A 21019-nucleotide genomic window follows, 5' to 3' on the forward strand; every position below is an offset into this window, starting at 1 on the left:
GGCCTCAGCGCTTCTCGGCGCTCCGGTTGGCGTTGAACTCGGCCACGTTCACCTGGTGGGCCGCGTAGTCGGCGGTGAAGCGGGTGTCCCCCGGGGCCACCGTGACGAAGTAGAGCCAGTCGCCGTCCGCCGGGCGGATCACCGCATCCACCGCCTCGTCCCCCGGATTCCCGATCGGGGTCGGCGGCAGGCCCTTCCGCTCGTAGGTGTTGTACGGGCTCCGCAGCCGGGTGTCCTCGTACGTGGTGTCGACGGTGCTGCGGCCGAGGGCGTAGTTGAGCGTCGAGTCCATCTGGAGGGCCATGCCCCGTTCGAGCCGATTGTGGACGACCCGGGCGACCTTCGCCATGTCCTCCGGGTTGTCGGCCTCGGCCTGGACGATGCTGGCCGCGATCACGGTCTGGTGGACGCTCAGTCCGTGCGCCTTCGCCCCCTCGACCACCCGGGCGGTCCCGAAGCGCCTGCCCGCCGTGTCGACCATGAACCGGAGCAGCCCCTCGGGGGTGGTGGCCCGGAGCACGGGATAGGTCGCGGGGAAGAGGTAGCCCTCGGGGTTGCCGCCGGCCTCGGCGGGCAGCGGGAGCCCGGTGCCGGGGGCGGTCGCGGTCCTCCGGGTGGTCCCCTCGGCCAGGCCGAGCGCCCGGTCGACGGCCGTGTAGACCTGGCCGGCCCGCCGGCCCTCGGGGACGAGCAGCGTGCGGGGCTGTTCGACGACCGGCTCGTCCCGGAGGAGCAGCAGGGGGACGGCGATCGCCACGGCCGCGGCGAGGACGGCTCCGAGCAGGAGCGCGGTCCGGCCGCGCCGGGTGAGCCGGGGGCGGCGGGGCGGCCGGGGCAGGGAGAGGCGGCGGGAACGGCGCGGGGGTGCGTACGGGGACGGCGGCCGGTACGTCATGGCCGCACGCTAACCCCACCTCCGCGTGAATCCCGGGACCCCGCGCACGCGGCGGCGCCGCCGGTCCCCTGGGACGGGGGACCGACGGCGCCGGGGCACTGCGATCGTCAGACGAGCCAGCCCAGGAAGTGGAGGACGCCGGCGAGCAGATCGGTGATGACGTTCATGGTGGTGCTTCTCCTCGTACAGGTACATCGGTGTGGGACGACGCGGTCACGGTCTGCAGCCCGTCGATCGCGCACCGCAATCATCCGACGCCGTACGGGAGTTGGGCAACGGATCCCGGAACGATCACACGTTCTGGGGAACAACCGCTCCCACGTTCGTTTGTTCGGTACCGCCGACGGCACCCCCGGCGCCCGTCACGCTCTGGGCGTCCCGCCGGAGCAGGGCCGCGTACCGCCCGTCCCGGGCGAGCAGCTCGTCGTGGGTGCCCCGCTCCGCGATCCGCCCCGCCTCCAGGACGACGATCTGGTCGGCGTCGCGCACGGTGGAGAGCCGGTGGGCGATGGTGAGGGTGGTGCGGCCGGCCGACAGGGCGTCGATGGCCTGCTGCACGGCATGCTCCGTACGGGTGTCGAGGGCGCTGGTCGCCTCGTCGAGGATCAGTACGGGCGGGTCGCGCAGGATGGTGCGGGCGATGGCCAGGCGCTGCTTCTCGCCGCCCGAGAAGCGGTAGCCGCGCTCGCCCACCAGGGTGTCGTACCCGTCGGGGAGCGAGGCGATGTGGTCGTGGATCTGGGCGGCGCGGGCCGCGGCCTCGATCTCCTCGTCGGTGGCGTCCGGCTTGGCGAAGCGGAGGTTGTCGGCGACGGAGGCGTGGAAGAGGTACGTCTCCTGGGAGACGACGCCGACCGCGCGGGCGAGGGTGTCGAAGTCCAGGTCGCGCACGTCGACCCCGTCGAGGGTGACGCGGCCGCCGGTGACGTCGTACAGCCGGGGCACGAGGTAGCTGAGGGTGGACTTGCCGGAACCGGTGGGGCCGACGACGGCCAGGCTGCCCCCGGCGGGGACGGTCAGGTCGACGGAGTCCAGGGTCGGGCGGCCCGGGGCCTCGGGGTCGTAGCGGAACTCGACCTTCTCCAGGACGACCTCGCCGCGGACCACGGGGAGCCGGACGGGCTCGGCGGGCTCGGTGATGTCGACCGGCAGGTCGAGGTACTCGAAGATGCGCTGGAAGAGCGCGAGGGACGTCTGCATCTGCACGCCGGTGGAGAGCAGGCTGACGGCGGGCCGGAAGAGGCCCTGCTGGAGCGAGACGAAGGCGACGAGCGTGCCGAGCGAGATCGCGGCCCCGCCCGCGCCGAGGGCGACGCCGGCGGCCCAGTAGATCAGGGCGGGCATGGCGGCCATGACGATGCCGATGGTGGACATCCGCCACCGTCCGGCCATGGAGGAGCGCACTTCGAGGTCGACGAGGCGCTCGGACTCCGCGGCGAAGGACCTGGTCAGCGAGTCGGAGCGGCCCATGGTGCGGCCCAGCAGGATGCCGCTGACCGAGAGGGACTCGGTGACGGTCGCGGCCATGGCGGCCATCTGCTTCTGGCGCTGGGTGGTGATCCGCTTGCGCTCGTTGCCGACGCGCCGGCTGATCCAGACGAAGACCGGCAGCAGGAGCAGCGAGACGAGGGTGAGGCGCCAGTCGAGGGCGAGCATGGCGGCGACGGTCGCGACGACGGCGGTGAGGTTGGAGACGAGCGAGGTGGCCGTGGAGGTCACGGTCGCCTGCATGCCGCCGATGTCGTTGGCGATGCGGGACTGGACCTCGCCGGTGCGGGTGCGGGTGAAGAAGGCGAGGGGCATCCGCTGGAGCTGCTCGTACACCCCGGTGCGCAGGTCGTGCATGACGCGCTGGCCGACGGTGGTGGAGATCAGGGTCTGGAGCACGCCGAAGACGCTGGTCAGGACGGCGGTGGCGATCATGCCGAGGGCGAGCAGGCTGAGCAGCCCGGTGCGGCCCTGCGGGATCGCGGTGTCCAGGATCTCCCTGAGCAGGAAGGGGGAGGCGACCGTGACGAGCGAGGCGGCGCCGACCAGGAGGCCGACGAGCACCAGGCGGGCGCGGTAGGGGCGGAAGAGCCGCAGGATGCGCCGCACCTGCGCGGGCTCCTTGGGCTGGCCGGGGTCGCGCGGTGGGGGCGTCCAGTCGGACTGGTCGTGGGGGCGCATGGGCTCCTTCGAGGGTTCGGTGATGTCGATGAGAGCTTAGCTCATTGTTACCTATACTCACAATGAACAGGGTCCTGATATTGTTCCCGTATGAGCACCTCCGCCGTCCCGACCGGATCCGACCGTCCGGGTGGACCCGACGCCGACGGCCTCCTCGCCGAGCAGCTGCTGCGGCTCACCCGGCGCCTGCACCGCATCCAGAAGCGCCACCTCGAGCCGGTCGGGATCACCCCCGCCCAGTCACGCCTGCTGCGCACGGTCGCGCACTTCGGGGAGCCGCCCCGGATGGCCGATCTCGCGGCCCGCCTGGAGGTCGTCCCCCGCGCCGTGACCAGTCTCGTCGACGGTCTGGAGGCCGTCGACCGGGTGCGCCGGGTGCCCGATCCGAACAACCGGCGGGTGGTGCGGATCGAGCTGACCGACGCGGGCCGCGCCACGCTGCGGGAGCTGCGCAGCGCGCGCCGGGCGGCCGCAGAGGACATCCTTGCTCCATTGACCGCCGCACAGCGCGAGGTGCTCGGGGGTCTGCTGACCGCCCTGGTCGACCCCGGCCCGGAGGGCGGCTGCTGACCCCTCCGGAGCGCGGACGCGCCGAAGGGGAGCCGTGACATGCCGCTGTTCGAGCCGAACCCGCAGGCCCTTCGCCCCGGCACGAAGCGGACCCCGGCTCCCGACCGCGTGCCGGAGCTCCACGCCCGGGGCACGCCGAGACGGCTGCGCGAGGAGCTGACCGAGCTCCTCGGTCCGGGCAAGGTCCTCTCCACGATCTCCGACCTGGTGCGGTACGCCTCGGACGCCAGCCCGTACCGCTTCGTCCCGCAGGTCGTCGTGGTCGCCGAGGACATCGACGACATCTCCGCGATCCTGTCGTACGCGCACGGCAAGGGCCGCGAGGTCGTCTTCCGGGCCGCCGGGACCAGCCTCAACGGACAGGCGCAGGGCGAGGACATCCTGGTCGACGTGCGCCGCCACTGGACGGGCGTCGAGGTCCTGGACGGCGGCGCGCGGGCCCGGATCCGCCCCGGCACCACCGTCGTGCGGGCCAACGCCGCCCTCGCCCCGCACGGGCGGGTCCTGGGGCCCGATCCGGCCAGCGCCATCGCCTGCACGATCGGCGGGGTCGTCGCCAACAACGCCTCGGGGATGACGGCCGGGACGACCAGGAACTCGTACCGGACCGTCTCCTCGCTCACCTTCGTCCTGCCGAGCGGCACCGTCGTCGACACCGCCGACCCGGACGCCGACGAGCAACTGGCGCACGCCGAGCCGCGACTGTGCGCGGAGCTGATGGCGCTCAAGGCGGAGATCGAGGCGGACACCGAGCTGACCGACCGGATCCGCGCCAAGTACGCCATCAAGAACACCAACGGCTACCGGCTCGACGCCTTCCTCGACGGCGACACCCCGGTCCGCATCCTGCGCGGGCTGATGGTCGGCTCCGAGGGCACCTTCGGGTTCATCTCCGAGGTCGTCTTCGACACCCTGCCGCTCGACCGCCAGGTCTCCACGGCCCTGCTCTTCTTCCCCTCCCTGCCGGCGGCCGCGGCCGCCGTGCCCGGGTTCAACGAGGCCGGTGCGCTGGCCGTCGAGCTGATGGACGGCAACACGCTGCGGGCCTCGGTGAGCGTGGCCGGCGTGCCCGCCGACTGGGCGGAGCTGCCCCGGGAGACGGCGGCGCTCCTGGTCGAGTTCCGGGCACCGGACGCGGCGGCCCTCCACGCGTACGAGCGGGCGGCGGACGAGGTGCTCGCCGGGCTCGACCTGGTGGCCCCGGTGGCCTCCGTGGAGAACACGTTCACCCGCGACCCGAAGCGGATCTCCGGCTACTGGAAGGCCCGCAAGGCCTTCGTGACGGCGGTCGGCGGCACACGCCCCTCGGGTACGACCCTGATCACCGAGGACTTCGCGGTGCCCCCGGCCCGGCTCGCCGAGGCCTGCGCCGACCTGCTCGACCTCCAGGCGCAGCACGGCTTCGACGCGGCCGTGGCCGGCCACGCGGCCCACGGCAACCTCCACTTCCTCCTCGCCTTCGACGCGGCCGACCCCCGGGACGTCGGGCGGTACGCGGGCTTCATGGACGAGTTCTGCAAGCTGACCGTGGAGCGCTTCGACGGCTCGCTGAAGGCGGAGCACGCCACCGGCCGCAACATCGCTCCCTTCCTGGAGCTGGAGTGGGGGACGAAGGCGACCGACCTGATGTGGCGGATCAAGGAGGCCATCGACCCCGACGGGGTGCTCGCCCCCCGGATCGTCCTGGACCGCGACCCGCACGCCCATCTGCGGGGCCTCAAGACGATCCCGGCCGTGGAGCGGATCGCCGACCCGTGCATCGAGTGCGGATTCTGCGAACCGACCTGTCCCAGCCACGACCTGACGACCACTCCGCGCCAGCGGATCGTGCTGCGCCGGGAGATGATGCGGCAGAACGACGGCTCCCCCGTCGAGACGCGCCTCCTGGAGTCGTACGGCTACGACGCCGTCGACACCTGCGCCGGCGACTCCACCTGCAAGCTGGCCTGCCCGGTCGGCATCGACACGGGCGCGCTGATGAAGGAGTTCCGGCACCAGCGGCACACCGCGCGCGAGGAGCGGGTCGCCGCGCTCGCCGCGAAGAACTTCCGGGCGGCCGAGGCCTCCGCCCGCCTCGCGGTCGCCGCCGCCGACAGGATCGGCGACCGGGTCCTGGAGTCGGTGACAGGGCTGGCCCGCCGGGCGGTCAGCACCGACCTCGTACCGGAGTGGCTGCCGCAGATCCCGGGGGCGGCGGCGCGGCGGCTGCCCCGCACCCACCGTCCGGCGGCGGTCGCCGTCTACTACCCGGCCTGTGTGAACCGCATCTTCGGCAACCCGGACGGCACCCGCGGCCCCTCCCTCCCGGAGGCCGTGGTCGCGGTGTCGGCGCGGGCCGGGAAGCCGGTGTGGATCCCGGACGACGTGGCCGGAACGTGCTGCGCGACGATCTGGCACTCCAAGGGGTACGAGCGGGGCAACGAGGTGATGGCGAACCGGATCGTCGAGGCGGCCTGGGGGTGGACGGCGGGCGGGACGCTGCCGCTGGTGGTGGACGCCTCCTCGTGCACGCTCGGCATCGCGCACGAGGTGGTGCCGTACCTGACGGAGGAGAACCGGGCGCTCCACGCCGGGCTGCGGGTGGTCGACTCGCTGGTGTGGGCGGCGGACGAGCTGCTCCCCCGGCTCGACGTGCGCCGCCGGGTCGGCTCCGCCGTGGTCCATCCGACGTGCTCGATGCGGCACCTGGGCGACGAGGAGAAGCTGACGGAGCTGGCCCGCGCCTGCGCGGAGGAGGTCGTCGTCCCCGCCGACGCCGGCTGCTGCGCCTTCGCCGGCGACCGGGGGATGCTGCACCCGGAGCTGACAGCCTCGGCGACCGCCCGCGAGGCGGCCGAGGTGACGGCCCGGCCCTTCGACGCGCACTTCTCGGCCAATCGGATGTGCGAGATCGGGATGGACCGGGCGACCGGCCGGAGCTACGGGTCGGTGCTCCTCGCCCTGGAACACGCGACGCGTCCCTGACCCGTCGTCACACCCCGGTCACACCCGGTCGGAGGGCCCCTCACCCCGTGCGGTGAGGGGCCCTTCGCCTGTTCGGGTGATGGTCGGCGCCCGGTGATGCCCGGCACGAGATCCGGAACAGTAAAGTCCAACCACCCATGACGAGAGTCCTGTCGGCGCCCTTGCGGACCGCCGGTCGCCGGGGCCAGGGTCCTGTGCGGGATTCATGAAACAGCCGTGCACGCAGCTCCGGGAGGTTCCATGAACGAGCAGACACCGCACACCCCGAGCCGTCGCAAGGTCCTCAGGACCACGGCGGCCGCGGCCGGGACGGGCATCGGTATCGGCGCCCTCGGCAGCCTGAACGCCCCGGCCGCCGCCGCGGCCGTCCCGGCGGCACCCGAGTCGGCCACCGCCGAGGCGCCGTCCGACGCCACGACCGCCCGCAAGCGCCTCGGGCCCACCATGGCCGGGGTCCCCTTCCCCGGCCGCTCCACCGTCCGCGTCGCCCTCGTCGGCCTGGGCAACCGCGGCAACGGCATGATCGGGCTCTACCTCGCGCTGCCCTGGGTGCGGGTGGTCGCCGTGTGCGACCCGGTGCGCGAGAAGGCCGAGCGGGCCTCGGCGAAGGTCGTCGCCGCCGGACAGCCCGCCCCCGCCGTCTACACCAAGGGCGAGGAGGACTACAAGAACCTCTGCGCCCGCTCCGACGTCGACTTCGTGCACGTGGCCACCCCCTGGGACAGCCACTACGCGATCGCCCGCGCGGCGATGCTGGCCGGCAAGCACGTCGGCGTGGAGTGTCCGGTCGCGATGACGCTCGACGAACTGTGGGGGCTCGTCGACGTCTCGGAGCAGACCCGCCGCCACTGCATGCAGCTGGAGAACTGCTGCTACGGCCGGAACGAGATGCGGGTGCTCCGGATGGCGCACGCGGGCAAGTTCGGCACGCTCCTGCACGGCGCGGGGGCGTACAACCACGACCTGCGCGCGCTGATGTTCTCGCCCACGTACTACGAGGGCCCCTGGCGCCGGCTCTGGCACACCAGGCTGAGGGGCGACCTCTACCCGAACCACGGCTTCGGGCCCGTCGCCAACTACATGGACATCAACCGGGGCGACCGGGCGGTGAGCATCAGCAGCTTCGGCACACCGGCCCTCGGCCTCGCCGAGTACCGCGAGGAGAACATGCCGGCCGGCGACCCGAGCTTCAAGGAGACGTACATCGGGAGCGACCGGACGATCAGCCTGGTCCAGACGGCCAAGGGCCGGGTGATCCGTCTGGAGCACGACGTCTCCACCCCGCACCCGTACAGCAGGGTGAACAGCCTGGGCGGGACCCGCGGCGTCTTCGAGGACTATCCGGCCCGGGTCTACATCGAGCCGGACCACAAGGACGACCAGTGGGGCGACTTCGCCGCGTACGCGGGCGAGTTCGACCACTGGCTCTGGAAGGAGCACGCCAACCCGCCGGGCGGTCACGGCGGCATGGACTACATCATGGTCTACCGCCTGATGCAGTGCATGCGGCTCGGTCTGCCGCCGGACTTCGACGTGTACGACGCCGCCACCTGGACGGCGCCGGTGCCGCTCAGCCACGCCTCGATCAGGGCGAAGGGCGCGCCGCAGGAGATCCCCGACTTCACGCGGGGCGAGTGGCGCAAGGCGCGTTCGGGCGTGGACTCGGTGAAGCCCGCCTGATACCGCGTGGTGCCCGGCCCGCTCCGCGACGGCGGCTGCGGGCCGGGCACCGCGGTGCTCAGCAGCGCCGCAGGTCCCGGGTGACGGTGCCCTGAACGGTCGTCAGGCTGCGGTCGTGACAGCCGTCGGAGCCGTACAGCCGGTAGCGCGCGTGCGTGGTGCCGACCGCGTGCCGCTGGTCGCGCGGGACGCCGGTGGTGTACGTCGCGTCCCCGGTGTACGTGTCGTCGAGCCGCGACCAGGAGAGGCGCCGTCCGTCGCGCAGGACGCTCGTGTCGGCGCGGTCCGCGAGGGTGAGGACCGTGCGCAGCCGGTCGCCCGCGCCGATCGTCGTCTCGCCGTCCATGGTGTACGTCCGGTCGGCGCGGGTGACGGTCCGGCCGCTGGTCACGGTCTCGCGGTCGGTCCAGCGCGCGGTGAACGCGTCCGGGTTCTCGCCCTCGCCCCAGCGGTGGACGGAGGTGTGGGCGACGGTCCGGTCGACGGTGGTGGCGACGCGGCCGTGCGAGGTGTTCAGATGCCCGGCGACGGTGAGCCGGTGGCCGGCGTCCGTGTCGAGCCGGTGGAGGGTGTCCGCGGTGCCCGCCGTGTGGACGGAGGAGTTGCGCGGGGCGGTCTCCTCGTGGCGGTCGAGGCCGCCGGTGACGACCCTGCTGCCCTCGTCCTGCCAGAGCAGCACGTTGGTGGGGGTGGACCAGCCCGTCTGCCCGGCGGGGACCCCGGCGACGGTGACCTCCACGCGGTGGGCGCGGCCGTCGTTGAGGAGGGCCGCGAAGGGGGTCAGGTCGTAGACGACCGGCTGGACGTCGAAGGCGCGCGGCGCGGGGGTGACGTACCAGAGGAAGGGGTTGGACCAGCCGCCGGTCCAGACGGTGGGGAAGGGGGCGGCGATGCCGGCGAGGCGTCCGTCGACGGAGACCCGGACCTCCCGGTGCGGGCCGTCGCCGGCCCGGCAGGAGTAGGGGGCGGCGTCCGGGACGGAGAGGTACCAGTACTCCTCGCAGCCGCCTCCGGAGCCGGTGGCGTACACCTCGGCGAGGACGCGTTCGGTGTTGCGCGGGGTGGTGAGGGTGGCGCCGGTGAGCGGGAGGACCCGGTCGGGGGTGCCGGCGGCGGGCTTCACGCGTCCCCGCGCGGTGTGGAAGGTGAGGGTGACGCGGACGTCGAGGACGCCGGTGTACGTCTCGTTCACGACATTGCCGATGAGCATCTCGACGGGGCCGGGGCGGCTGAGGGTGTCGCGGTAGCGGGTGACGTCCTTCTCGACCGACCAGGTGATGCCGTCGGGCGAGGGCTGCGGGGTGGAGGTGCGGAGGATCTCGACGCCGCCGACGCTGAGGTGACCGAGGCGGTCGTACTGGCGGCCCTTCACGCTGCCTTCGAGGCGGAGGACGACCTTGTTCCAGCCGGTGCCGCACTCCTTCGGCGGGGTGTAGTTCCCCTGGTAGGGGGTGAAGTCGCGGAACCGGGCGGCGGCGAGGGTGACCTCGCAGCTGCGGGTGCCGGGGGTCTCGACGGGAGGGGCGGCGGTGACCGGGTCGTGCCAGTCGGTGGTGAACTCGGCGGGCGGGGTCGGACCGTCCCGGCCCTCGGCGGCGGCCGGGTGGGCGGTGAGGAGCGCGCCCGCGGCGAGAATCAGACCGCTGAGCATGCTCATGATCTTGAGTGATCTCATGGGGCGGAAGTGAAGCGCGGTCGGTCCCGTGCGGTCCAGAGGACGATGATCGGATATGGCGCGATCTGTTCCCTCGTGGGGAAAATCGATTGCCGCTCCGCGAGGAAAAAGCGAACCTTGCACGGTTTCCCCACCGTCGCCCATCCCGCCGTCGCATCCCGCCGTCGCCCACCCCCGGCGCGCGTTCCCGCAGACCAGACCGCAGACAAGACCCGGAGACCCTGGGACGCCATGCAGATTCGAGATCTTCCCTACGCCGACCCAGGGGTCCCCGATGTCCGCTCGGGCACCCGGTTCCTCGTCTGGCTCGGCCGCCAACAGCTCGCCGGGCAGGTGAAGTCCATGCTCTGGGGGCTCCTGCACCACCTGGGCATCGCCGGGCTGCCCCTCGGCATCGGGCTCGCCGTACAGGCCGTCGTGGACCGCGAGGGCGGACGGCTCGCCCTCGCGGGAGGGCTGCTCGTCGTCATGGGCGCCGCGATCTCCCTCGGCGACGTGATGCTGCACCGCACCGCCGTCACCAACTGGATCACGGCGGCCGCCCGGGTCCAGCAGCTCCTCTCGCGCAAGACCGCCGAACTCGGCTCCGTGCTGACCCGGCGGGTCGCCGCGGGCGAGGTCGTCGCCGTCTCCACCGCGGACGTCGAGAAGATCGGCTGGTTCGTCGAGGCCCTCTCGCGGTTCGCCGCCGGCGCCGTCACCCTGGTGATCATCTGCGTCGGCCTGACCGTCTACCAGCCGGCCCTCGGCGTCGTCGTCGCCGTCGGCATCCCCGTCCTCGCCCTGGCCGTGCTGCCGCTCCTCCCCCGTGCCACCGCCCGCGCGGACGTCCAGCGCGAGAAGGCGGGCAAGGCCACCGAGCTGGCCTCCGACACCGTCGCCGGACTCCGTGTGCTGCGCGGCATCGGCGGCGAGGAGCTGTTCCTCGACCGCTACCGGGCCGCCTCCCAGGAGGTCCGCAGGGCCGCCGTGCGCAGCGCGCGCATGTGGGCCCTCATCTCCGCCGTCCAGGTCGTGCTGCCGGGCGTCCTGCTCATCGTCGTGGCCGTACACGGGGCACGGCTCGCGCTCGCCGGCCGGATCACCGTCGGCGAGCTGGTCACCGTCTACAGCGCGGTGGCCCTGACCTACCACCCGCTGCGGAACTTCGAGGAGATCGCCATGGCCTTCTCCTTCTCCCGGCCGTCCGCGAAGCGGGCCGCCCGGGTGCTCGCGCTGACCCGAACGACCACGACCACCGCGGGGGACGAGGACCGCAAGGCCACCGGCGACCTGTACGACCCGCTCACCGGGCTGCTCGCTCCCGCCGGCCGCTTCACCGCGGTCGTCTGCGGCGACCCGGACGTGGCGGGGCGGCTCGCCGACCGGCTCGGCGGCCATCCGACCGAACCGGACCCGGACCACACCTCGGTGCTCCTCGGCGGGGTCCCGCTCGACGAACTGCCGCTGGAGACCGCCCGGACGGTCGTCCTCGTCCAGGACAAGGACCCGGTCCTGCTCTCGGGCACGCTGGACGAGCTGCTCGACGTGCCCCGCTCCGGCGAGGTCCTCCCGGGGCGGGCCCTGGCCGCCGCCCGCTGCGACGACGTCCTCGACGCGCTGGCGCAGGCGTCCGTGGACTCCGACGGCGATCCGATGCGCACCCGCATCACCGAGCGGGGCCGGTCGCTCTCCGGCGGCCAGCGCCAGCGGCTCGCGCTCGCCCGGTCCCTGGTCACCGACCCGGAGGTGCTCGTCCTCGACGAGCCGACCTCGGCCGTCGACGCGCACACCGAGGCCCGGGTCGCCGAGGGCGTCGGCGAGCTGCGCGAGGGCAGGACCACCGTGGTCCTCGCCTCCTCGCCGCTGCTCCTGGACCGCGCCGACCGGGTCGTCCTGGTCCACGAGGGCCAGGCGGTCGCCGTCGGCACCCACCGCGAGCTGCTCGCCCGGGAGCCCCGCTACCGCGCGGTCGTCACCCGTGAGACCGACGAGGAGCTCGCCGCCCCGGCGCCCCGCGTCGGCGAACTCGAAGCACTGGAAGGGGAAACGGCATGATCGGCCTGGCGCCACCGGAGTACGACCCGGCGGCCCCGAAGACGGCGACGACGCTCCCCGTCGCCGCCCACACGACCGTCCGCACCTACGTACGCGAGCTGCTGCGCCGCCACCGCCGGGCGTTCGCGCTGCTCGTCGGGGTGAACGCGGTCGCCGTGATCGCCTCGATGGCCGGCCCGTACCTGCTCGGCTCGATGGTGGACGAGCTGGCCACCGGGGCGCGCGAGCTGCGTCTGGAGCGGACGGTCGCGCTGTTCGCGGTCGCGCTGCTGATCCAGACGGTGTTCACGCGGCTCGTCCGGCTGCGCGGGGCGATGCTCGGTGAGGAGATGCTCGCCGACCTGCGGGAGGACTTCCTCGTCCGCGCGGTCGGTCTGCCGCCCGGCGTGCTGGAACGGGCCGGCACCGGCGACCTGCTCTCCCGGATCACGACGGACGTCGACCGGCTCTCCAACGCGATGCGCGAGGCCGTGCCGCAGCTGGCGATCGGCGTCGTGTGGGCGGGGCTGCTGCTCGGCGGCCTCGCGGTGACGGCCCCGCCGCTGGCGCTCGCCGCCCTGATCGCGGCGCCGCTGCTGATCGTCGGCTGCCGCTGGTACTTCAGGCGGGCGCCGGCCGCGTACCGCTCGGAGTCCGCGGGGTACGCGGCGGTGGCCGCCGCCCTCGCGGAGACGGTCGACGCGGGCCGCACGGTCGAGTCGCACCGGCTCGGCGCGCGCCGGATCGCCCTGTCGGACCGGCGGATCTCCGAGTGGGTCGCGTGGGAGCGGTACACGCTCTTCCTGCGCTCGGTGCTCTTCCCGGTCGTCAACGTCACCCATGTGACGGTCCTCTGCTCCGTCCTGCTGCTCGGCGGGGTCTTCGTCCTCCAGGGCTGGATCGACGTGGGGCAGCTGACCACGGGTGCGCTGCTCTCGCAGATGCTGGTGGACCCGATCGGGATCGTGCTGCGCTGGTACGACGAGCTCCAGGTCGCGCAGGTGTCGCTGGCCCGGCTGGTCGGCGTCCGGGAGATCGAGCCGGAGGCGGGCGACGCGGAGGTGCGGCCCGAGGGCCGGGCGGTCCGCGCGGACGAGGTCCGGTTCGGCTACCGCGAGGGCGTCGACGTGCTGCACGAGGTGTCCCTGAAGGTGGCGCCCGGCACCCGGCTCGCCCTGGTCGGCCCGTCCGGCGCGGGCAAGTCCACCCTCGGCCGGCTCCTCGCGGGCATCTACGCGCCCCGGACCGGTTCGGTGACGCTCGGCGCCGCCGAGCTGGCGCGGATGCCCGCCGAGCGGATCCGGGAGCACGTGGCCCTGGTCAACCAGGAGCACCACGTCTTCGTGGGATCGCTCCGCGACAACCTGCTCCTGGCCAGGGCGGGGGCGAGCGACACCGATCTGTGGGCGGCGCTGACGGCGGTGGACGCGGAGGTCTGGGCCCGGGGCCTCGACGAGGGCCTGGACACGGAGGTCGGCTCGGGCGGCCGGTCCCTGACCCCGGCGCAGGCCCAGCAGATCGCGCTGGCCCGGCTGGTCCTCGCGGACCCGCACACCCTGGTCCTGGACGAGGCGACGTCGCTGCTCGACCCGCGGGCGGCCCGTCACCTGGAGCGCTCGCTCAGCCGGGTCCTGGACGGGCGTACGGTCGTGGCCATCGCGCACCGGCTGCACACCGCGCACGACGCCGATCTGATCGCGGTGGTCGAGTCGGGCCGGATCAGCGAGCTCGGCAGTCACGCGGAGCTGGTCGCGGCGGACGGGGCGTACGCGGCGCTGTGGAGGTCGTGGCACGGCTGACGGGACACGGGGAGGGGGGGGGGGGGGGGGCCCCCCCCCGCCGCCCCCCCCCCCCCCCCCCCCCAAACAAGCACGCCCCGGCGGGGGGGGGGGGGGGCGGGGCGTGGTTTGTCCCCGGCTGTGTGCCCGGGGGGGGGGGGCCCCCCCCCCCCCCGGGGGCCCCCCCCTCCCCGTACCGCTAGATGAAGCCGAGCGCGGAGGCCCCGCCCACCCCGCCCAGGACCATGAACACGGGCATCAGGACCTTCAGCTCGACCCAGCTGCCGGCCCGGAAGCGCATCGCCTTCGGCGGGCCGATCGGGTACCAGCGCTTACGGCCGATCGGGAGGGGCCAGAGGATGGGGCAGCCGGAGACGGTCAGGGCGTCGCCGATGTCGTGGACGAGGGCGCCGAGCAGGATCGGCAGGCCGAGCCACAGGTACTCCTGGCCGGGGCCGGTGAAGAACCAGTCCGAGCCGCTGCCGGGCTTGTCGAGGACGCCGGCCAGGATCCAGGCGCTGGTCGCGCCGAGCAGCCAGACCAGGACGTCGCTGGAGACCCGGGCGGCCCGCCACAGCAGGCCCTCCACGGCGAGGACGAGGTGGACGAAGAGGATCGCGAGGACCGCCCAGCGGCCGCCGGCGACCGCCGCCCAGGAGGCACCGCCGCCCATCAGGACCGCCCAGAGCCAGGTGTGGGTGAGGGTCCGGTGGCCGCCGGTCCTGCGCGGGTCGGCGGTGGAGCGGGTCGCCTTGTAGACGGCGTACGAGACCTTGTCGACGACCTCGCAGACGCCCTTGGAGACCGGTCCGAAGGCGCGCGAGATGGTCGCGGACTTGTGGTCGAGGTCGGGGGCGAGCGCCGCGCCCGCGCAGATGAGCGCGCCGACGACGAGAACCGGCCAGGGCATCGGGCGATCGTAGGCCGCCGCGAGCGCTCCGACCCCGAGCCAGGCCGCCGCTCCGGACAGCGAGTGTGCCGGTCCCATCATGGTTGGCCCGCCCCGTTTCTCCCCTGCCGGCGCTCAGTTGACGACCGGTCGACGGACGAGCCTATCGTCCGTGATCTTCGCCGCCGATGGCCGGTTCCCTCATCCGAACGGAATCCAGGCAAGATGGGGGCGTGACCCTTATCGATCAGCTGCCGCCGACCGCCGACCCCGACGCCCTCTTCGAGGCCTTCTCCTCCTGGGCCGAGGACCGGGGCATCACGCTCTACCCGGCCCAGGAAGAGGCGCTGATCGAGGTCGTCTCCGGGGCCAACGTGATCCTGTCCACCCCCACCGGCTCGGGAAAGTCGCTGGTCGCGGCGGCTGCGCACTTCGCCGCGCTCGCGAACGACCAGGTCACGTTCTACACCGCGCCGATCAAGGCGCTGGTGTCGGAGAAGTTCTTCGACCTGTGCAAGCTCTTCGGCACCGAGAACGTCGGCATGCTGACCGGCGACGCCTCCGTGAACGCGGACGCCCCGATCATCTGCTGTACGGCCGAGGTGCTGGCGTCGATCGCGCTGCGGGACGGCAGGTACGCGGACATCGGCCAGGTCGTCATGGACGAGTTCCACTTCTACGCCGAGCAGGACCGCGGCTGGGCCTGGCAGATCCCGATCCTGGAACTCCCCCAGGCACAGTTCGTCCTCATGTCGGCCACGCTCGGTGACGTGGCGATGTTCGAGAAGGACCTGACCCGGCGCACGGGCAAGCCGACCTCGGTGGTCCGCTCGGCGACCCGGCCGGTGCCCCTCTCCTACGAGTACGTGCTCACCCCGATCACCGAGACCCTGACGGAGCTCCTGGAGACCAGGCAGGCGCCGGTCTACATCGTCCACTTCACGCAGGCGCAGGCCGTGGAGCGCGCGCAGTCGCTGATGAGCATCAACATGTGCACGCGCGAGGAGAAGGACAGGATCGCCGAGCTGATCGGCAACTTCCGCTTCACCACCAAGTTCGGCCAGAACCTGTCGCGTTACGTCCGGCACGGCATCGGTGTGCACCACGCGGGCATGCTGCCGAAGTACCGGCGGCTCGTCGAGAAGCTGGCCCAGGCGGGCCTGCTCAAGGTGATCTGCGGGACGGACACGCTCGGCGTGGGCGTGAACGTGCCGATCCGGACGGTGCTCTTCACGGCCCTCACCAAGTACGACGGCAACCGGGTGCGCACGCTGCGTGCCCGTGAGTTCCACCAGATCGCGGGCCGGGCCGGCCGGGCCGGCTTCGACACCGCCGGTTACGTGGTCGCCCAGGCCCCCGAGCACGTCATCGAGAACGAGAAGGCGCTCGCCAAGGCCGGCGACGACCCGAAGAAGCGCCGCAAGGTGGTCCGCAAGAAGGCGCCCGAGGGCTTCGTCGCCTGGAGCGACACCACCTTCGAGCGGCTCATCGACGCCGAGCCGGAGCCGCTCACCTCCCGCTTCAAGGTCACCAACATCATGCTCCTCTCGGTGATCGCCCGGCCGGGCAACGCCTTCGAGGCGATGCGCAAGCTCCTGGAGGACAACCACGAGCCGCGCAAGGCCCAGCTGCGGCACATCCGCCGGGCCATCGCGATCTACCGTTCGCTGCTCGACGGCGGTGTGGTGGAGCAGCTCGCCGAGCCGGACGCCGAGGGCCGCACGATCCGCCTCACGGTCGACCTCCAGCAGGACTTCGCGCTCAACCAGCCCCTGTCGACGTTCGCGCTCGCCGCCTTCGACCTGCTGGACCCGGAGTCCCCCTCGTACGCCCTGGACATGGTCTCGGTCGTGGAGTCGACGCTCGACGACCCGCGCCAGATCCTCGCCGCCATGCAGAACAAGGCGCGCGGCGAGGCGGTCGGGCGGATGAAGGCGGACGGCGTCGAGTACGAGGAGCGGATGGAGCGGCTCCAGGAGATCTCGTACCCGAAGCCGCTGGAGGAGCTGCTCTGGCACGCGTACAACGTCTACCGGACCTCGCACCCGTGGGTCGGCGACCACCCGGTGTCGCCGAAGTCGGTCATCCGTGACATGTACGAACGGGCCCTGACCTTCACCGAGTTCACCTCCTGGTACGAGCTGGCGCGGACCGAGGGCATCGTGCTCCGCTACCTCGCGAGCGCGTACAAGGCGCTCGACCACACCATCCCGGACGACCTGAAGACCGAGGACCTGGAGGACCTGATCGCCTGGCTGGGCGAGATGGTGCGCCAGGTGGACTCCTCGCTGCTCGACGAGTGGGAGCAGCTGGCCAACCCGGAGATCCAGACGGCCGAGGAGGCCCAGGAGAAGGCCGACCAGGTCAAGCCGGTCACGGCGAACGCCCGCGCCTTCCGCGTCCTCGTGCGCAACGCGATGTTCCGCCGGGTGGAGCTGGCCGCGCTGGACAACGTGGCCGCGCTCGGCGAACTGGACGGCGAGTCCGGCTGGGACGCGGACGCGTGGGGCGAGGCGATGGACGCGTACTGGGACGAGTACGACGACCTCGGTACGGGTCCGGACGCGCGCGGCCCGAAGCTGCTGAACATCGAGGAGGACGCCGCCCACGGCCTGTGGCGCGTCCGCCAGACCTTCGCCGACCCGAACGGCGACCATGACTGGGGCATCGGCGCGGAGGTGGATCTCGCGGCCTCCGACGAGGAGGGCCGCGCGGTGCTCCGCGTGACGTCCGTCGGACAGCTGTAGAGACGTTCTGAGGAGACGAAGGTGACCAACCCCGCCGAGAGGCTCGTCGACCTGCTCGACCTGGAGCGGATCGAGGTCGACATCTTCCGCGGGCGCAGCCCGCAGGAGTCGCTGCAACGGGTCTTCGGCGGCCAGGTCGCCGGGCAGGCCCTGGTGGCGGCCGGCCGCACCACGGAGGGCGACCGGCCGGTGCACTCGCTGCACGCCTACTTCCTGCGGCCGGGCCGCCCGGGGGTGCCGATCGTGTACCAGGTGGAGCGGGTGCGCGACGGGCGCTCGTTCACGACCCGCCGGGTCACGGCGGTGCAGGAGGGGCGGACGATCTTCAATCTGACGGCCTCGTTCCACCTGCCGGAGGAGGCCGGGTTCGAGCACCAGCTGCCGCCGCGGCACATGACGGACCCGGAGAGCCTGCCGAAGCTCGCGGACGAGATCCGCGACCACCTCGGCGCGCTGCCGGAGGCGCTGGAGCGGATGGCCCGGCGGCAGCCGTTCGACATCCGGTACGTGGACCGGCTGCGGTGGAGCAAGGACGAGGTCGAGGACGCGGACCCGCGCAGCGCGGTGTGGATGCGGGCCGTGGGGCCGCTGGGCGACGACCCGCTGGTCCACACCTGCGCCCTGACGTACGCCTCGGACATGACGCTCCTGGACGCGGTGCGCATCCCGGTCGAGCCGCTGTGGGGCCCGCGCGGTTTCGACATGGCGTCGCTGGACCACGCGATGTGGTTCCACCGGCCGTTCCGGGCGGACGAGTGGTTCCTGTACGACCAGGAGTCCCCGATCGCGACGGGCGGCCGGGGACTGGCCCGGGGCAGGATCTACGACCGCGAGGGCCGGCTCCTGGTCTCGGTGGTCCAGGAGGGCCTGTTCCGGAAGCTGTGAGCCCCCGGGACGGTCCGCGGCCGGGTCACTCGAACTCGGTGCCGCCCTTGCGGGTCAGGTAGGCCGGGCTGACCGCCTTCGCGATGGCCCGGCCGCCGACGACCGGGCTGTACCGCTCGACCGCGGGCCTGATGACGACGCCCTCCCGCAGGTGGGCCTCCCGGCCGGAGACGGTCTCCCGGCCGCTCGCGTGCGCGAGGACGGTGTCGAGGTCGTACGGGCCGGAGTAGAGGCGCGGTACGAGCGGGACCTCGCCCGCCTCCAGGACCTCGGCCGGGTCCAGCCAGCGGACCTGGCCGTCGATCTCGGCCGACACGTCGAAGAGCGCGTACCCCACGGTCTCGGACCGGGCGTCGGCGCCGTAGGCGAGGTCCTGCACCCCGGAGCCGTACACCTCGCCGAAGAGCCCGACGCGGCGGGCGCCGAGACGTTTCGCCAGCCGCTCGGCGACGGCGGCCAGACCGTGGCCGTGGACGGCGCGCCAGTAGAGGTTGCGCGGGTCCTCCTGGAGGGCGAGGCCCTTCGACCCGAAACCCTTCGAGGAGACCTGGACCCGCCCGTCCTCGGCGCCGTAGGTCAGCAGACAGGCCGTGCCGTGGAGCTTCTCCGTCAGGACGACGGGCTCGCCGGGCTCGAAGATCCCCGGATAGCGCTGGAGGTTCTCGATGTCGACCCAGGGCAGCAGTTCGGGCGCGACCTCCACGTCCCCGCTCATCGTCGGCGGTATCGGCGGCACCCACTTGACGATCCCGAGCCTCTCCGCGAAGTCGGCCCCCTCGGCCGCCGCCCGCGCGAGGTCGACCTCGGCGAGGGCTCCCGGCCGGCACACGATCCCCTGCGACAGCTCGCCGCGCAGCCGCACCGCCTTGACCCGGTCCGACTTCCCTCCGGCGAGGCGCCCGGTCAGCCCCAGCTCCTCGATGAGCGCTGCGGGCAGCACGGACTGCTCGGGGATGTACACGGCGGCCTCACCGGTCCGGTAGGCCCCCTTGGCGACGACGGCCCGGTAGAGGCCGACCTGGGCCAGTTCCAGGGCGTCGGCGTTGGGATGCGGATGGACGGTCAGGACTTCGGCGGTGACGCGCAGGGTCGACACGGTTCAGGACTCCGGTTGCTCGGGTTTGCCTCTCATCGGCGTCGACTGTGCCGGAAGGGAAAGGGCTGGGCCATCGATTTGCGCGCTGGTAGCGTCTCCGGGTTCCGGACCGGCTCCCCCACCGCCCCTACGGGGCCTGGTCGATGCCCGGCAGGGTGTCCTGCTCGACCTCGTGGCGGCGGCTGCGGATGTCCGGGGCCGGCGGGTGCAGTTTGGCGTCGCAGGTCGGGCCGAGGCCGGTCCGGCGGGAGTCCGCGCCCGTCAGCGGGCGGCCGCAGAGGCGGCAGCGGACCAGGCGCGGTCCCGCCTCCGAGGAATCGATCGCGATTGCCAGTGGTTCGTCTCCCATGCTGAGATCAAACCCTATTCCGACGAGGAGCACTCCATGAGCCTGTACGACATTCCCCTGAAGACCCTGGCCGGCGAGCCGGTCTCCCTCGCCGACTACCGGGACGGCGCCGTCCTCGTGGTCAACGTCGCCTCCAAGTGCGGTCTGACCCCGCAGTACGAGGGTCTGGAGCGGCTGCAGAAGGAGTACGGCGAGCGCGGCCTCACCGTGCTCGGCGTGCCCTGCAACCAGTTCGCGGGCCAGGAGCCCGGCAGCGCGGAGGAGATCCGGACCTTCTGCGCGACGACGTACGGCGTGTCCTTCCCGCTCCTGGAGAAGACCGACGTCAACGGCGACGCCCGCCACCCGCTCTACGCGGAGCTGGTGAAGGTCGCCGACGCCGAGGGCGAGGCCGGTGACGTCCAGTGGAACTTCGAGAAGTTCCTGATCGGCCGCGACGGACAGGTCACCCGCTTCCGTCCGCGCACCGAGCCCGACGCCCCCGAGATCGTCGCGGCCATCGAGGCCCAGCTTGTCTGACTCGGGCGTCGTCGAACGGCTGCGGGCCGCCGGCTGCGTCTTCGCCGAGGAGGAGGCGGCGATGCTGCTCGCCTCGGCCGCCGGGCCCGCCGAACTGGACCTGATGGTCGAGCGGCGGGCCTCGGGCCTCCCCCTTGAGCACGTCGTGGGCTGGGCCGACTTCGCCGGGCTGCGGATCGAGGTCGACGGCGGGGTGTTCGTGCCCCGGCGGCGTACGGAGTTCCTCGTCGGGCACGCGGTGGGGCTGGCCCGGCCGGGAGCCGTCTGCGTCGACCTGTGCTGCGGCTCCGGCGCGGCCGGCGCGGTGCTGCTCGACCGGGTCGGGGGCGCGCGGGTGCACGCCTCGGACATCGAGCCGGCGGCGGTGCGGTGCGCCCGCCGGAACGTCGAGCCGCGCGGCGGCCGGGTGTACGAGGGCGACCTCTTCGCCCCGCTCCCCGGCGGGCTGCGGGGCCGGGTCGAGGTGCTCGTCGCCAACGTGCCGTACGTGCCGACCGGCGAGGTCGGCCTGCTGCCCTCCGAGGCGCGGGACCACGAGCCGCTCGTCACGCTCGACGGCGGCGTGGACGGTCTCGACGTGCTGCGGCGGGTCGCCGCCGAGGCGCCGGAGTGGCTGGCGCCGGGCGGTCACCTGCTCGTGGAGACGAGCGAGCGGCAGGCCGATCGGGCCGCGGCGGCCGTCGCGGAGGTCTCGGGAGGCCTGCTGGTCGCCGAGGTGCTGACCTCGGACGAGTGGTGGGCGACGGTGGTGGTGGCGACCCGGCGGTAGGGCCGCCGGGAGCCGACC

Annotated in this window: 15 protein-coding genes; 9 read left to right on the top strand and 6 right to left on the bottom strand. The window is 73.0% G+C overall.

Annotation, left to right across the window (positions count from 1 at the left end; all coding sequences use genetic code 11):
- Positions 1-4: 4 nt before the first annotated feature.
- The gene (gene mltG / locus ABT129_RS07610; RefSeq protein WP_351897824.1) at positions 5-895 is read right to left on the bottom strand and encodes an endolytic transglycosylase MltG; all 891 of its coding nucleotides are present in this window, start codon (positions 893-895) and stop codon (positions 5-7) included.
- A 291-nt stretch (positions 896-1186) separates the two neighbouring features.
- Positions 1187-3064, bottom strand: a complete 1878-nt coding sequence (locus ABT129_RS07615) for an ABC transporter ATP-binding protein (RefSeq protein ID WP_351897826.1) — start codon at positions 3062-3064, stop codon at positions 1187-1189.
- Between the two features lie 90 nt (positions 3065-3154).
- On the opposite strand from ABT129_RS07615, the gene ABT129_RS07620 reads away from it, so the two are divergent.
- From ABT129_RS07620 to ABT129_RS07630, 3 genes are all read left to right on the top strand, one after another.
- On the top strand, positions 3155-3634 hold the full coding sequence (locus tag ABT129_RS07620) for a MarR family winged helix-turn-helix transcriptional regulator (protein ID WP_351897829.1): 480 nt from the start codon (positions 3155-3157) through the stop codon (positions 3632-3634).
- A 39-nt stretch (positions 3635-3673) separates the two neighbouring features.
- Complete coding sequence (locus tag ABT129_RS07625) at positions 3674-6598, top strand: FAD-binding and (Fe-S)-binding domain-containing protein (RefSeq protein WP_351897831.1); 2925 nt, start codon at positions 3674-3676, stop codon at positions 6596-6598.
- 240 nt (positions 6599-6838) lie between these two features.
- Complete coding sequence (locus ABT129_RS07630; protein WP_351897834.1) at positions 6839-8278, top strand: Gfo/Idh/MocA family protein; 1440 nt, start codon at positions 6839-6841, stop codon at positions 8276-8278.
- A 58-nt stretch (positions 8279-8336) separates the two neighbouring features.
- Here the strand turns inward: ABT129_RS07630 and ABT129_RS07635 are convergent, their stop codons facing one another.
- Positions 8337-9953: a peptide-N4-asparagine amidase gene (locus tag ABT129_RS07635; RefSeq protein ID WP_351897836.1), complete on the bottom strand. Its 1617-nt coding sequence runs from the start codon at positions 9951-9953 to the stop codon at positions 8337-8339.
- A gap of 231 nt (positions 9954-10184) precedes the next feature.
- On the opposite strand from ABT129_RS07635, the gene ABT129_RS07640 reads away from it, so the two are divergent.
- Both ABT129_RS07640 and ABT129_RS07645 read left to right on the top strand, forming a co-directional pair.
- The gene (locus tag ABT129_RS07640; RefSeq protein WP_351897838.1) at positions 10185-11990 is read left to right on the top strand and encodes an ABC transporter transmembrane domain-containing protein; all 1806 of its coding nucleotides are present in this window, start codon (positions 10185-10187) and stop codon (positions 11988-11990) included.
- Positions 11987-13768 (top strand): ABC transporter ATP-binding protein, encoded by a 1782-nt coding sequence (locus ABT129_RS07645; protein ID WP_351897839.1) that lies wholly within the window; start codon positions 11987-11989, stop codon positions 13766-13768. Before ABT129_RS07640 ends, ABT129_RS07645 begins: the two co-directional genes overlap by 4 nt.
- A gap of 178 nt (positions 13769-13946) precedes the next feature.
- On the opposite strand, the gene ABT129_RS07650 is transcribed toward ABT129_RS07645, so the two are convergent.
- A complete protein-coding gene (locus tag ABT129_RS07650; protein WP_351897841.1) occupies positions 13947-14738 on the bottom strand; it encodes a metal-dependent hydrolase in 792 nt (263 codons plus the stop codon).
- A gap of 86 nt (positions 14739-14824) precedes the next feature.
- Here ABT129_RS07650 and ABT129_RS07655 point away from each other — a divergent pair, with 86 nt between their 5' ends.
- Both ABT129_RS07655 and ABT129_RS07660 read left to right on the top strand, forming a co-directional pair.
- Positions 14825-17383, top strand: a complete 2559-nt coding sequence (locus ABT129_RS07655) for a DEAD/DEAH box helicase (RefSeq protein ID WP_351897843.1) — start codon at positions 14825-14827, stop codon at positions 17381-17383.
- Positions 17384-17404: 21 nt separating this feature from the next.
- Complete coding sequence (locus tag ABT129_RS07660; RefSeq protein ID WP_351897846.1) at positions 17405-18268, top strand: acyl-CoA thioesterase; 864 nt, start codon at positions 17405-17407, stop codon at positions 18266-18268.
- A gap of 25 nt (positions 18269-18293) precedes the next feature.
- Here ABT129_RS07660 and ABT129_RS07665 read toward each other — a convergent pair whose 3' ends face one another.
- A complete protein-coding gene (locus ABT129_RS07665) occupies positions 18294-19364 on the bottom strand; it encodes an RNA ligase (ATP) (protein ID WP_351897848.1) in 1071 nt (356 codons plus the stop codon).
- Positions 19365-19491: 127 nt separating this feature from the next.
- Positions 19492-19713: a DUF6011 domain-containing protein gene (locus tag ABT129_RS07670; RefSeq protein ID WP_351897850.1), complete on the bottom strand. Its 222-nt coding sequence runs from the start codon at positions 19711-19713 to the stop codon at positions 19492-19494.
- Positions 19714-19749: 36 nt separating this feature from the next.
- Between ABT129_RS07670 and ABT129_RS07675 the strand changes: the two genes are divergently transcribed.
- Both ABT129_RS07675 and ABT129_RS07680 read left to right on the top strand, forming a co-directional pair.
- A complete protein-coding gene (locus ABT129_RS07675) occupies positions 19750-20232 on the top strand; it encodes a glutathione peroxidase (protein ID WP_351897851.1) in 483 nt (160 codons plus the stop codon).
- A complete protein-coding gene (locus tag ABT129_RS07680; RefSeq protein WP_351897853.1) occupies positions 20225-21001 on the top strand; it encodes a putative protein N(5)-glutamine methyltransferase in 777 nt (258 codons plus the stop codon). Before ABT129_RS07675 ends, ABT129_RS07680 begins: the two co-directional genes overlap by 8 nt.
- Positions 21002-21019: the final 18 nt, after the last annotated feature.

This window comes from Streptomyces sp. NPDC002057 (genome assembly GCF_040296665.1).
GTDB lineage: Bacteria > Actinomycetota > Actinomycetes > Streptomycetales > Streptomycetaceae > Streptomyces.